Origin of the sequence: Pseudomonas sp. TWR3-1-1 (genome assembly GCF_049896545.1) — a bacterium.
GTDB lineage: Bacteria > Pseudomonadota > Gammaproteobacteria > Pseudomonadales > Pseudomonadaceae > Aquipseudomonas > Aquipseudomonas weihenstephanensis.
Map to the genome: position 1 here is coordinate 176,740 of NZ_JAFCUO010000001.1, position 13,337 is coordinate 190,076.

The 13,337-nt window shown below is 58.2% G+C and carries 10 protein-coding genes; 8 read left to right on the forward strand and 2 right to left on the reverse strand.

Annotation, left to right across the window (positions count from 1 at the left end; genetic code table 11):
- Window positions 1–170: 170 nt before the first annotated feature.
- From ACP7A4_RS00905 to ACP7A4_RS00935, 7 genes are all read left to right on the forward strand, one after another.
- On the forward strand, window positions 171–677 hold the full coding sequence (locus ACP7A4_RS00905) for an RNA polymerase sigma factor (RefSeq protein ID WP_059764036.1): 507 nt from the start codon (window positions 171–173) through the stop codon (window positions 675–677).
- Window positions 678–763: 86 nt separating this feature from the next.
- A complete protein-coding gene (locus ACP7A4_RS00910; RefSeq protein WP_426245156.1) occupies window positions 764–1,780 on the forward strand; it encodes a FecR family protein in 1,017 nt (338 codons plus the stop codon).
- Window positions 1,781–1,944: 164 nt separating this feature from the next.
- A complete protein-coding gene (locus ACP7A4_RS00915) occupies window positions 1,945–4,725 on the forward strand; it encodes a TonB-dependent hemoglobin/transferrin/lactoferrin family receptor (protein WP_426245158.1) in 2,781 nt (926 codons plus the stop codon).
- Between the two features lie 96 nt (window positions 4,726–4,821).
- Window positions 4,822–5,451, forward strand: a complete 630-nt coding sequence (locus ACP7A4_RS00920) for a heme acquisition protein HasA (protein ID WP_426245160.1) — start codon at window positions 4,822–4,824, stop codon at window positions 5,449–5,451.
- A 158-nt stretch (window positions 5,452–5,609) separates the two neighbouring features.
- A complete protein-coding gene (locus ACP7A4_RS00925; RefSeq protein ID WP_426245162.1) occupies window positions 5,610–7,364 on the forward strand; it encodes a type I secretion system permease/ATPase in 1,755 nt (584 codons plus the stop codon).
- Window positions 7,361–8,686, forward strand: a complete 1,326-nt coding sequence (locus ACP7A4_RS00930) for an HlyD family type I secretion periplasmic adaptor subunit (protein ID WP_426245164.1) — start codon at window positions 7,361–7,363, stop codon at window positions 8,684–8,686. The genes ACP7A4_RS00925 and ACP7A4_RS00930 overlap by 4 nt, the downstream gene beginning before the upstream one ends.
- Window positions 8,683–10,011, forward strand: a complete 1,329-nt coding sequence (locus tag ACP7A4_RS00935) for a TolC family outer membrane protein (protein ID WP_059763919.1) — start codon at window positions 8,683–8,685, stop codon at window positions 10,009–10,011. The genes ACP7A4_RS00930 and ACP7A4_RS00935 overlap by 4 nt, the downstream gene beginning before the upstream one ends.
- A gap of 287 nt (window positions 10,012–10,298) precedes the next feature.
- Here ACP7A4_RS00935 and trmA read toward each other — a convergent pair whose 3' ends face one another.
- Window positions 10,299–11,387: a tRNA (uridine(54)-C5)-methyltransferase TrmA gene (gene trmA, locus ACP7A4_RS00940; protein WP_048401407.1), complete on the reverse strand. Its 1,089-nt coding sequence runs from the start codon at window positions 11,385–11,387 to the stop codon at window positions 10,299–10,301.
- Window positions 11,384–12,679 carry an NCS2 family permease gene (locus ACP7A4_RS00945; RefSeq protein WP_059763924.1) on the reverse strand — a complete coding sequence of 432 codons (1,296 nt, stop codon included), beginning with the start codon at window positions 12,677–12,679 and terminating at the stop codon, window positions 11,384–11,386. The genes trmA and ACP7A4_RS00945 overlap by 4 nt, the downstream gene beginning before the upstream one ends.
- Window positions 12,680–12,889: 210 nt before the next feature.
- On the opposite strand from ACP7A4_RS00945, the gene ACP7A4_RS00950 reads away from it, so the two are divergent.
- Complete coding sequence (locus tag ACP7A4_RS00950; protein ID WP_426245167.1) at window positions 12,890–13,327, forward strand: DUF4879 domain-containing protein; 438 nt, start codon at window positions 12,890–12,892, stop codon at window positions 13,325–13,327.
- The last annotated feature ends 10 nt before the right edge of the window (window positions 13,328–13,337 follow it).

Genomic DNA, 13,337 nt, shown 5'->3' on the forward strand with positions numbered 1-13,337 from the left:
CAGCCCGGTCGTCAGACGTTCTTCCAGTGACCGCAAAGTATGGCACTTAGTGCGCAGCCGTCGCAGAACTGAGTGGGCCTGCCTGCGCACGGGACGCTAATTTCAATTGAAAATCATTCTCGACAAAAAGTAAGATGGCGCCCCCTTCCTTCATGCGTCAGGGAGTCAGTTTGTCGGATATGGACCTCAAGGGTTTGTTCATCAAGCATGCCAGCACCCTGCGCGGGTATTTGGCGCGCAAGGTACGAGACCCGCAACTGGCTGCCGATCTGGTTCAGGAAAGTTTCCTGCGCATGGCCGAGCATGGGCGCAAACACACCATCGACAACTCCCCCGGCTACCTCTACCGCACGGCGCGCAACCTGCTGGTGGATCACATTCGTCAGGAAACCCGACGCAAAACAGACTCAGTGACCCATGAGGCATTGGCTCAAATCGAGGACGAACTGGCAGGGCTGGAGGCCCAGGCGATGGCTGAACAACAGCGCATGGCGTTAAAACAGGCATTGGCGCAGTTGCCTGAACGCACCCGGGAGATATTTAGGCTCAACCGGATCGAAGGCATGACCCACGCGGAAGTGGCGCGCCACCTTGAAATTTCTGACAGCTCAGTGCAAAAGCATCTGTCGAAAGCATTGGCTTATGTCATGCAGCGTTTGCAGTCGCCGGAGTCATAACTTTCCTACATGTCGACGAATGGTTTACTGAGAATCTTCAGGCAAGACGTCACTGCTTATACATAACGAGAAATTGAGATTCACACGTGAATAGCCAAGGCCCCGAACAGCAAACCATTACTGAGGCGGCCGCCGAGTGGGCGGTGCGCTTGCACGCGGGTGCGTTGAGTGAAGAGGCGCAGCTGCACCTGAGCCGCTGGCTGGCGGCCGATGAGCGCCACGCGCCAGCCTTGCACTTCGCACAACAGACGTGGGCCGCATTGGGCGAGTTGGCGCTAGAGCCTGACGGGGAGCAGACCGTGGCTCATCGTTTGCGTCCTGAATCGCCCCGCACGGTGCCTGCCTCAGTGGCTCGACGGCGTCGACCGTTGCGCAAGGTGGGGCGCGCTGTCGCGCTGTCCGTCGTCATCGCTGTAGCGTGGGTCAGTGGCCCGGGCTTGCTGGTGCACATGCAGGCGGACTATCAAACCGGCACCGGCGAGTTGCGCACGGTGCAACTGGATGACGGCAGCTCGGTTGAGCTGGATGCCTCCAGTGCAATCCGCATCGACTATGACACGCAGCAGCGGCGTATCAGCCTGTTGGCGGGGTCCGCCGTGTTTGATGTGGCGCCCATGGGCGAGGCCGAAAACCGGCCCTTTGTCGTGCAAAGCGCAGGAGGTCAAACCCAAGCCCTGGGCACACAGTTTGTAGTGGGGCGCGAGAGCGGCAATCAGGCTTGGGTTGGTGTGTTGCAACACAGTGTGGCAGTCAGCCTGCAAACACCTCCCGCCAACGGAGCAGCGAAATACGTGCTCAAAGAGGGGCAAAGCGCCCGTTACAGCCAAGCCAACGGTGTACAGCCGTTGCCGGAGTTCGACCTGAGTGCTGCTACCGGTTGGCGACGTGGCGTGTTGGTTTTTGACCGCCAGCCGTTGGCGCAAGTGATTGAGCAACTCAACCGCTATCGCCCCGGCCAGATCGTATTGGCCAATCCCTCCTTGGCCAATCGGCAGGTTAGCGGCGTCTTCCGCCTTGAAATGCTCGACAGCGCGCTGCATACGCTCACCCGTGAACTGCACGTAAAACGCGTCGAAGTGGCGGGCCTCAGCCTGATTTATTGATCACCGTGCAGGCTGCGATTTTGTGGTTCTTAAAGGCCGCGGCCTGCCTGTTTCGCCCATTTGAAAATTAATCGCAAAAACCGTTACTGACTTTTCCCCCGTTGTTCGTCTTGCTATTGAGATTCATTCGCAAAGCAAATCGTGCACGCTTGGGGATAACAATAATGGTGTTCAATCAGCGCAAAGGTATCGGGGCCGTAAGCCGGTTAGCCTTTGCAGTTCATGTCGGTGTATTCGCATTGTTAGCCGTGCAAGCGCCGCTACAGGCCGCGCAAACAGTCAGCAGTGCGGTCCGGCAAGCGTTTATAGCCTTCCATATCCCGGCGCAGCCGCTGGACAAAGCGGTACTGCAATTCGCCGAACAGGCGGGTTTGCAGGTGCTGTTCGACACCCAGATGTTGCAAGGCCTGCACGCTCAAGCGCTCAAAGGCGACTTCGGGGTTCAGGAAGGTCTGGCGCGACTGGTGGGCAATAACCCGATTGAATACCGTTTTACCGGTGAGCGCCAAGTCACCCTAACCCGTGTGAGCGGCGACCTAAAAGGCGCGCTGGCACTGGGCACCACGTCAATTTCTGCCAGTGAGGCCGAAGGCAATAGCGCGGATTGGGTGTACCAGACCCCCGAAGCGGTGTCGGTGATTACCAGCGAGCAAATCAACAAGCGCGCGCCACGCCACACGGCTGACATGCTGGAAGAAACCCCGGGCGTGTACACCGCCGTGGACCAGCGTGACCCTGGGCTGTCAGTCAATATTCGCGGATTGCAGGACTATGGCCGGGTCAACATGAACGTGGATGGCATGCGCCAGAACTTCAACGTTAACGGCCACCAGCATCGCAATGGCGTGATGCTGATCGACCCGGAAATGATCTCCAGCATCGAAATCGAAAAGGGCTCTCAGTCCGGGATGGGCGGTGCGGCGGTACTGGGCGGGATCGCCACCTTCAACACCCTCCAAGCCAGCGAGTTCCTCAAAGACGGCAAAGAGTTTGGTGGCCGTATTCGTGCGGGCAGCGGCATTGGTGAAATGGGCAACGGCACCTACTTCAACGGCGGTGGAGTCTTTGCCTTCGGTAACGACATCGGTGACGCCCTGTTTGCCTACAGTGAGCGTCACTTCGGTAACTACCGCAGCGGTCGGCAGAACGCCGATAACCTGGGGCGTGAAATCAGGGTCAAGCAATCACGTCGTGAAGCCTGGAATGACTGGCTGAAAAGTGAAGTGGGGGATGCCGGCAGTGTGACGCGCTCGCAGATGGCCAAGTTCGGGCTCAACCTGGCGAACGATCAGCGCGTGCAATTCACTTACTTGAACACCGACAGCGACAGCAATGACTCGTGGACCTACGCCACCTCTGACCAGAAGGGTTACGACTATGTGCGCCACAGCAAAAACAATTTGGGCACCGTCAACTACGCCGTTGACTACAGCTTTAACCCGGACAACGAGCTGATTGATTTCAAGAGCAAGCTGTATTTCGTCAGCACGGAGCTTGTTCGTGCCAACGCCCGGCATAACGCCACGCCCGATAACGCCTTTGGTGCTTACAAGGATCGGTTTCGTACCGACACCTGGGGCCTGCAAGCCCAGAACACGTCGCTGTTCAACTTCGACACCTTCGGCCAGTTGAACTGGACCTATGGCCTGGAAATGTATCAGGACACCTTCAAGCCCAAGACCGGCAAAGTCGCCGCTAAAAATGAAGTCACCCTGCCTTATATCGAGGGTGCTGACCCTGCGGGCAAGCGGGGCATGGCCAGCCTGTTCAGCAACCTGCAATACGACTATGACGGTTGGCTGACCGTCAGCGGTGGTCTGCGTTATGACCGTTACCGGCTTGAAGGCGAAACGGGCATGACCCAGTACCGCAAAAAAGTCATCCGCCACCAAAACGGCGTAGAAGTGATCGGCAGTGGTCCGGCCGTGCGGACTGAAAACGTCTATGACATAGATCGTACTCAAGGCCAGTTTTCCCCCACCTTCGGCCTGGCAATCAAGCCGGGCGTGGACTGGTTGCAGCTCTACACTCACTGGGGCAAGGGCTGGCGCCCACCCGCCGTGACGGAAGTGTTCATGACCGGTCGCCCCCATGGCGGTAATGCGCCTGAGCGGGTATTCCCCAACCCGTTTCTTAAGCCTGAAGAGTCCCGCGACTGGGAAGTTGGTTTTAATATTTTTAAAGAGTCTTTGTTTTTCAATAATGACCGGTTAGGCATGAAAGTCTCGTACTTCGATAGCCGCGTCAAAAACTTTTCGTTTATGCAATACGGCATCATGCTGCCCGAAGAAACGGCATCGGGTAATTTTGGGGACCTGGCCTACGTTAATAGTTTGAGTGACACAAACTTTCGAGGGGTTGAGTATCAACTCAACTATGACATGGGGCGTGTGTACACCAATCTCAGTTATACGCACATGATCGGGAGTAATGACTTTTGTTCTAAAAACTACTTCATGGGCGGCGCCAAGAAGTTTGGGAAAAGGCTAAAGAGTAGCTATGAACGTTTCCAGTTACCTAATGGACGGTGGAGTTTACGTTCGGTGCATGAAACTGAATGGCTGGATGATGATGACCGCAACAATAAGGTCAGTTGCGGCGGTGTGATGGGGGCTGCTGCCTACATGCCGGCAGACCGTGGTTCATTGACCGTGGGTGCGCGGTTCCTTGAGCGACGTCTGGATACGGGAGTTCGTTTGCGTTACAGCCCCGGTAATGGATCGGATATTAATACCCATAACTATGCCAACCTTGAGCAAGCGACGTGGCCCAAGTACAGCGTGTATGACCTGTATGCCAGCTACTGGGCAACCGATGCCTTGAACCTCACGCTGGTGTTGGAAAACGCCACGGACGAGGCCTATTTCGTGGCCATGGGCGATGCCAATAACTTGAGTTTGGCGCGTGGCCGCACCCTGAGTGGCATGCTGGAATATAAGTTCTAACGTCGCAGACGCTATTTAAAAAGTTTTTGTTCATGTCGAGCAAAAGGCGCACTCGAATGCGCGGTATTACTAACTCTCCAAGGAAAAGGTTTAGGTATGACTATTTCAATTACTTACAATTCTGCATTTGGTGCATTCTCTGTTCAGGATGCTTTGAGTGCATGGTCGACCGGGTTTAATACTGCCGGTCATGGCACGGGTAATACGGGGGGCTTTAATACCGGAGGGCGTGCAATGAGCGGCGAACAATATGCCACCCACGGTGCCAATAGCTCGGACTATGCATTTATTGCCGGCAGCGACACCGATAACGGCCTGAATTATGTATTCAATCCGAAAATCTCCCCTGGCGATAACATGAACCATTATCTGTGGGGTGAGTTGGATACCGTGACTTTGGGCTCGGGTCTAAATGGAGGCAATGGCGCCCATTTTGGTCTGGATGACTTCACGGCTTCCTTCAACGGCCTCGACCTCTCCGCCGCCAGCGACGCAGGCCGTGCAGGCAACGCCGTACAGGACGTGATCTACGGCTTGATGAAAGGCAACGTTGCGGGTCTGGAAGGTGCACTCAACAACCTGCTGAGTGGGTTTGGCCTGTCTACCGAATCCACCTTCGACGATTTGGCAGCGGCTGGCCTGGCTCACGCCGATGCACCGCTGGCGGCCGACATCGGTCTGGTGGGTGTGCAAGACGTGGCCCAAGACTGGGCGTTGGCGGCGTAACACCCGCCTGGTTCTTGTCGTTGCTGCCCAACGCTGAAGGCGCCATACGCTGGAGCGACCTTCGCGCCTGACGCAGCCACTGCAAGAGCACCGTTATGCCGCGCACGCTCCCCCCGGTGTGCGCGGTTTTGTTGGTTCTTCGCTCACGGAATACCTTCATGACCCGGCCCAAAGCCCACGTCGCCAATGAGATGCTGGCTGCCTTGACGGCCTACAAACGTGCATTTTTCAACATCGGGCTGTTTTCGGCCGTGATCAACTTACTGATGCTGGCACCGGCGCTGTACATGTTGCAGGTGTACGACCGGGTGCTGGCGTCGGGCAATCAAATGACCCTGTTGATGCTGACGCTGATGATCCTCGGCCTGTTTGGCCTGATGGGCGCGTTGGAATGGGTGCGTAGCCAGGTGGTGATCCGCCTCGGCACGCAAATGGACATGCGCCTGAATCAACGGGTGTACGACGCGGCCTTTGAAGCGCAGTTACGCACCGGTAGCCCGGCCGCCGGGCAGGCACTGAACGACCTGACGAGCTTGCGCCAGTTTGCCACCGGTCATGCGTTGTTCGCCTTTTTCGATGCGCCGTGGTTCCCGGTGTATCTGTTCGTGATTTTCATGTTTAGCCCCTGGCTCGGGTTATTGGCGCTGGGTGGCGCCGTGGTGCTGATGGCGCTGGCGTGGATCAATCAGCGGGTGTCGCGAGGTCCGTTGAAAGCCGCCAGTGAACTCTCGGTCGAGGCGACGCAGCAGGCCAGCGCGCACCTGCGCAACGCCGAAGCGATAGAGGCGATGGGCATGCTCGACACGTTGCGCGGGCGTTGGCTGGCGCAGCACACCGCGTTTTTGGCGCAGCAGAACCTGGCCAGCGAAAAGACTGCGACCGTCACGGCCTGGTCCAAAGGTGTGCGTTTGGCCCTGCAATCGCTGGTGCTCGGGCTGGGTGCATGGCTGGCGGTGCAAGGGCAAATCACGGCGGGGATGATGATTGCGGGTTCCATCCTCATGGGCCGGGTGCTTGGCCCTATCGACCAATTGATTGGCGTCTGGAAGCAATGGACCTCAGCTCGTCTGGCCTATCAACGCCTCGAAGCCCTGCTGCATGCCCATCCCCCGCGCGCCGCGCGCATGGCGTTGCCTGCGCCACGCGGTGAATTGTCTGTCGAGCACTTGGGGGCCAGTGCGCCGGGTACGCGCCGCGCCACGCTGGCCAACCTGAGCTTTAACCTGCCGGCCGGGCACGTGCTGGGGATCATTGGGCCTTCGGGCTGCGGTAAATCCACGCTGGCGCGGTTGCTGGTGGGTGTCTGGCAACCGCTGAGCGGCAAAGTACGACTGGATGGCGCCGATCTAGCGCAATGGGACAAGCACCAACTCGGGCCGTATCTGGGCTATTTACCCCAGGACATCCAGCTGTTTGCCGGGACCATCGCGCAAAACATCGCCCGCTTCGCAGAGGTGGATGCCGACAAGGTGTTGGCCGCGGCGCAAATGGCCGGGGTGCATGCGCTGATTCTGCAACTGCCCGAAGGGTACGAAACCCGCCTTGGCGAGGGGGGAGCCGGGTTATCGGGGGGGCAGAAACAACGTATCGGTCTGGCACGGGCCCTGTATGGCTTGCCCGCGGTAATCGTGCTCGATGAGCCTAATTCCAACCTGGATGAAGCGGGAGAACAGGCGTTGTTGCAGGCCATTACCCACCTCAAATCCCTTAAGCGAACGTTGATTTTGATTACTCACAAACCCAATGTGCTGACCCTCACGGACCAACTGTTGATCCTGCGCGACGGGCAACTGCAAGCTTTTGGTCCAACAGCCAAGGTGCTCGGTACACCCGCACCGGTCAAAGCCTCGGCGCCGAAACCGGCGATGAATGTGAGTTACCACCTTGGCACGGCGCAGGCGGGTAAAGCATGAGCCGTTCAAACGTAAAACCGGTGGACAGCAACGTATTGCAACTGGACGACACCCGTTATTCGCGCCTGGGCTGGCTGCTGATGCTCGGGGGATTTGTCGGGTTTTTAGGGTGGGCGGCCTTCGCCCCTTTGGACAAAGGCGTCGCCGTGTCAGGCAAAGTCATGGTGTCGGGCCACCGCAAAGTGGTGCAACACCCCACGGGCGGGATCGTTGAACGAATTGATGTGCGCGATGGCGACAAGGTCAAGGCCGGGCAGGTACTGATCCGCCTTAAGGAGACGCCGCTGCTGGGTCAGGCGCAATCGTTGCGCAGCCAGTTTTATGGCGCGCTGGCCAGTGAGGCACGACTCAATGCCGAGGGCGATGGTGCTGCGAATGTGACCTTTCAACCTCAGTTGCTGACGCTCAAGAACGACCCTGAAATTGCGTCAAACCTGGCGTTGCAACGGCAGTTGTTCAGCAGTCGGCGTCAGGCGTTACTGCTCGATCAGCAGGGCATAGGTGAAAGCATTGCGGGTGCCGAGGCGCAATTGCGTGGGGTGCGAGACTCACAGGCCAATAAAGTGCTGCAACGCAGCGCCCTCACCGAGCAATTGGCGGGCCTGCGCGAACTGGCCCGTGATGGCTACATCCCGCGCAACCGCCTGCTAGACAGTGAGCGCGTGTATGCGCAAGTGCTGGGTTCGATCAGCGAAGACTACGGCCGTATCGGGCAATTACAGCGTCAAGTTCAGGAAATGCGTCTTAAAATTCGTCAACTGGCCGAGGAGTACCAGAAAGAGGTGCGCACGCAATTGGCTGAGACCCGTGTACGCACCCAAGACCTGCGTAACCGGCTGGCCTCGGCAGAGTTTGAACTGGCCAACAGCCAACTGCGCGCCCCGGCATCCGGCATCGTTGTGGGGCTGGACGTGTTTACCGAAGGCGGCGTGATCAAACCTGGCCAGGCATTAATGGAAATCGTGCCCCAAGGCGAGCCTTTGCTGGTCGAAGCACGAGTGCCGGTTGAGCTGGCAGACAAGGTTCACGCAGGGTTGCCGGTTGAGCTGATGTTCTCTGCTTTCAGCCAAAGCACCACACCGCGGGTGGCGGGCGAAGTCACGCTGGTGTCGGCGGACCGTCAAGTGGATGAACGCACCGACGAGCCGTATTACACCTTGCGTGCCCAAGTCAGTGAAGCCGGTATGGCGCAACTGGCCGGGTTGCAGATTCGCCCCGGCATGCCGGTAGAAGCCTTTGTCCGTACAGGCGAGCGCTCGATGCTCAATTACTTGTTCAAGCCGTTGCTCGACCGTACGCACATGGCGATGGTGGAGGAATGAGCGCGCGTCGATTGAGTGCTGCCTTGTTGATCGTCTGCGTGATCTCGACGGGATCGGCTCACGCGTTGGGTTTACTGCAAGCGTACGACTTGGCTGTGCATAACGATCCGACCTTTCAGGCCGCGATCCAAGAACGGGCGGCAGGGGAGGAGAACCGCGCTCTCGGTCGTTCCGCGTTGTTGCCTACGTTGACGTGGAACTACACCAACTCGCGTAACGACTCTGAAGTGACCCAGGCCAGCACCCGTACAGACCGCGATTACCGCAGCTACGCTTCGACTCTGACCTTGCAACAACCGCTACTGGACTACGAAGCGTATGCCCGCTTGCGACAAGGTGCGGCGCAGGCATTGTTTGCCGATGAGCGTTTTCGCAGTAAAAGCCAATACCTGTTGGTGCGGGTATTGAGTGCCTACAGCCAGGCGTTGTTGGCGCAGGAGCGCATTGAACTGAGCCGGGCGCAGAAGCGGGCCTTTGCCGAGCGCTTGCAACTCAATCAGCGCTTGCTCAAAGGTGGCGAAGGCACGCGCACCGATGTGCTGGAAACCCAGGCACGCCTGAGCATGGCCGTGGCACAAGAGATCGAGGCGCAAGACGACCAGGACGTTGCCTTGCGTGAGTTGGAGGCGATGCTCGGTGAGCCGTTGCAAGTGGATCAACTTGATCCGTTGGTGGCGCATTTCAATATTCAGCCGCTGGAGCCTCAGCGGTTTGAAAACTGGCGCGAGTTGGCACTGGCCAATAACCCTGAACTGGCGTCGCAGCATCACGCACTGAATTCGGCTGAGTACGAAGTGGAGCGTAAGCGTGCCGGGCATTTTCCTAAACTCAGCCTGTACGCGAGCAGTCGACAGACCAGCTCGGATTCTGAAAGCACCTACAACCAGAAGTACGACACCAACAGCGTGGGCATTCAACTGAGCGTGCCGTTATTTGCGGGCGGCTCGGTATCAGCATCGACGCGTCAGGCGGCGCGGCAATTGTCCCAGGCGCAGTACGAACTGGACGCGCAGACGGCGACAACATTGGTAGACCTGCGCAAGCAGTTCAATCTCAGCAGCAGTGCGGCGGCCAAAGTCCGGGCTTATGAAATGGCAGTGGAGTCAGCCAGTGCGCTCGTGCAAGCAACGTACAAAAGCGTACGCGGTGGTGAGCGGGTCAACCTGGATGTGCTGGATGCCGAGCAGCAGTTGTTCAGTGCCAAACGCGACTTGGCCGAGGCGCGGTACGCCTACTTGCTGGCGCGTGTGCAACTCAGGTACTACGCGGGGTTATTGAACGAAGGAGATTTGCAGCAAATGGCGGGCTATTTTCAACGATCTTGAAGGGTGCAGAGCGCTTGCGTGAAGCAAGCGCGCACCTACAGGATCTGCGTAAAACCCTGCGAGCACGATGTGTCAGATATGCCGCAGTGGTCAGATGAACGACCGCTACGCGCATCGCAGCCTCGTGCCTCGCCAGCGTCTACAAAGCACGCAGCCCCGTCACGTTTGGAAGACAGAAAATGTAGCCGCTGACGAGGCACGAGGCTGCGATCGGGCGCGTAGTGGCCGTAAAGCCATTCTCGATCTGGTGTAACAGGTACACCGCGCTTATCAGCCTCGCGAAGCGTTTACCGGCGAACCAACAACACACCCGATTCCATGTGGTGCGTCCACGGGAATTGGTCAAACACGGCACAACGCTCAATGCGGTGAGTGTCATGCAGTTGAGCGATGTTTTCGGCCAGGGTCAGCGGGTTGCATGAGATGTACAGGATATTGTCGAAGCGACGGGTCAGCTCGCAGGTGTCCGGGTCCATGCCTGCGCGCGGCGGGTCAACAAAGACGCTCCCGAAGTCGTAGCTTTTCAGGTCAATGCCTTGCAAGCGGCGGAACGGACGCACTTCATTCAGGGCTTCGGTCAACTCTTCGGCCGACAAGCGCACCAGGGTGACGTTATCCACAGCGTTGTCGCTAAGGTTGTTCAGTGCGGCATATACCGAGGTCTTGCTGATTTCGGTGGCCAGCACTTTGCGCACGCGGGTGGCCAACGGCAAGGTGAAGTTGCCGTTGCCGCAATACAACTCCAGCAGGTCATCCGCCCGTTCGCCCAAAGCGTCGTACGCCCAATTGAGCATCTTCTGGTTGACCGTGCCATTAGGCTGAGTGAAGGCGCCTTCCGGTTGTTGATAACTGAAGACACGGCCAGCGACTTCGAGCTTTTCTACGACGTGATCGCGACCAATGACGATACGCTTGCCCTTCGAGCGGCCAATGACACTGATGTCGAGGTCTTTGGCCAGTTGCTCGGCGGCCGTTTGCCAGTGCTCGTCCAGCGGGCGGTGATAGCACAAGGTGACCATCGCATCGCCCGCCAGCGTGGTTTGGAACTCGACCTGAAACAGCTTGTGGCTCAGGGCCGAGCTGGCTTTCCAGGCGGCCTTGAGCTGTGGCATCAGTTGATTGATGCGCAGGCTGGCAATCGGGAAGTCTTCGATCAGGATTGGCGTACGTTTATCTTCTGGGGCAAACATCGCGTAGTGACGCTCGCCACCTTCGCGCCACAAGCGGAACTCGGCGCGCAGGCGGAAGTTTTTCAATGGCGAATCGAACACTTGAGGTTCTGGCGCATCGAACGGCGCCAGCAACTCGCGCAGGCGGTTGGCCTTGGCCTCCAGTTCTACGGCGTAAGTAGCAGAATCAAACGGCAAGGCACTCATGCGTTAAACCAACCCAACTTGACCACGAACAGAACCGACAGAATGATCAGCGGCGCGTTCAGCTCGCGTGCGCGGCCCGACAGCAACTTGATCACGGTCCAGGAAATAAAGCCGAAGGCGATGCCGTTGGCAATGGAGTAGGTAAACGGCATTGCCAGTGCGGTGATGACCACCGGCGCGGCGACGGTCACGTCATCCCATTCGATTTCAGCCAGGCCACTCATCATCAATACGGCCACGAACATCAGGGCAGGCGCGGTGGCGAATGCCGGTACGCTGGCTGCCAGTGGCGAGAAGAACAGGGCCAGCAAGAACATGATGCCGACCACGATGGCAGTTAAACCGGTACGGCCACCGGCGCTCACGCCCGCTGCCGACTCGATGTAGCTGGTGGTGGTCGAGGTGCCGAGCAGTGAACCGGCCATGGCCGCCGTGCTGTCAGCGATCAGGGCACGGCCCATTTTCGGCATGTGGCCGTCTTTGCCCATCAGGCCCGCGCGCTTGGCAACCCCGATCAGGGTGCCGGAGTTGTCGAACAGGTCGACGAACAGGAAGGCGAAAATTACGCTGACCAGCCCGATGTCCAGCGCACCCTTGATGTCCAGTTGCAGGAAGGTGGGGGCCAGCGAGGGCGGCATCGACATCACGCCACCGAACTCGGTCACGCCCATGACGATGGAGGCCACGGTCACGCCCAGAATGCCGATCAGCACGGCGCCGCGTACCTTCATGGCTTCAAGTGCCACGATCAGGGCAAAGCCCAGCGAGGCGAGAATGACTTTGGGTTGGGTCAGATCGCCCATGCCGACCAGCGTGGCCTTGTTGGCCACCACGATGCCGGCGTTACCCAGTGCGATCAGCGCCAGGAACAAGCCGATACCGGCTGCAATCGCCGAGCGCAGGGGCAGCGGAATGCTGTTAATGATCCATTCGCGGATGCGGAAGATCGACAACAGAAAGAACAGCACAGCAGAAATGAAGACCGCACCCAGCGCCACTTGCCAGGTGTGGCCCATATGCAGCACCACGGTATAAGTGAAGAAGGCGTTCAGGCCCATGCCCGGTGCCAATGCAATCGGGTAGTTGGCGATGATGCCCATGATTGCTGAGCCGATGGCGGCCGCCAGACAGGTCGCGACAAACACCGCGCCTTTATCCATGCCGGTTTCGCCCAGAATGCTCGGGTTGACGAACAGGATGTAGGCCATTGCCAGAAACGTGGTGATACCCGCAAGAATCTCGGTCCGCACGTTGGTGTTGTGTGCCTTGAGTTGAAACAGCCTTTCCAGCATGCCAGTCCCCGTGGCGCCCCAGGCGCCGTAATTAAATCGTGTTCAACAGCAAAGCACAGACTTTGAACGCCTGAAGATTTTCTGTCTGTCGGAAAAAGCCGCGCATCATACCAGCAGCTTCGACGTATGGCTGCTTTGGTTTTGGTGTGGGCCGATGTTTTGTAACGTGCAGGTGACAGGCATACTGTGTGCCAGTTTTTCGGGGGACATATGACGCGCACATTTAAATTCGTTTTAGCTTGTTTCAGCCTGTTTATGAGTGTGGGTTTAAGCGCTGCGCCAGCGACCCGGCTGGACAGCATTGAAATCCTGCGGGTGACGTCTGTTACGGGCGCTGACGAGGAGGTAGGCAGCAATACGCGTACTGTGCGCGAGCACCACGGTTCAAACGTGCGCGTCTATGTACTGGAGCGCGGCTATGGCAACCCTCAGCCCAATGTGACGTTCAACGGCCAAAGGTTGAGAGGCGAAAGCGCCCCGGTATGCAACCAGGCCGAAGGTTTGGTGGTGTGCAATGGTGCAGGAAGCACCGTTGGTTACCTTCACACCTTCACGTTCAGTAACACCGATGGCGGCAGGTTTGAGTTCAGTAACGTTTCGTTGGTGCCGCCGCATGACCGGCTCAGCGCCAGCCTCGATATACGGTAGTCGCTGCCGC

Excerpts from the sequence above, each read along its gene's own strand:
- ACP7A4_RS00915 (WP_426245158.1), top strand. The coding sequence starts at position 1,945 with ATGGTGTTCAATCAGCGCAAAGGTATCGGGGCCGTAAGCCGGTTAGCC.
- ACP7A4_RS00920 (WP_426245160.1), top strand. The coding sequence starts at position 4,822 with ATGACTATTTCAATTACTTACAATTCTGCATTTGGTGCATTCTCTGTT.
- ACP7A4_RS00925 (WP_426245162.1), top strand. The coding sequence starts at position 5,610 with ATGACCCGGCCCAAAGCCCACGTCGCCAATGAGATGCTGGCTGCCTTG.
- ACP7A4_RS00930 (WP_426245164.1), top strand. The coding sequence starts at position 7,361 with ATGAGCCGTTCAAACGTAAAACCGGTGGACAGCAACGTATTGCAACTG.
- ACP7A4_RS00935 (WP_059763919.1), top strand. The coding sequence starts at position 8,683 with ATGAGCGCGCGTCGATTGAGTGCTGCCTTGTTGATCGTCTGCGTGATC.
- trmA (WP_048401407.1), bottom strand. The coding sequence starts at position 11,387 with ATGAGTGCCTTGCCGTTTGATTCTGCTACTTACGCCGTAGAACTGGAG.
- ACP7A4_RS00945 (WP_059763924.1), bottom strand. The coding sequence starts at position 12,679 with ATGCTGGAAAGGCTGTTTCAACTCAAGGCACACAACACCAACGTGCGG.
- ACP7A4_RS00950 (WP_426245167.1), top strand. The coding sequence starts at position 12,890 with ATGACGCGCACATTTAAATTCGTTTTAGCTTGTTTCAGCCTGTTTATG.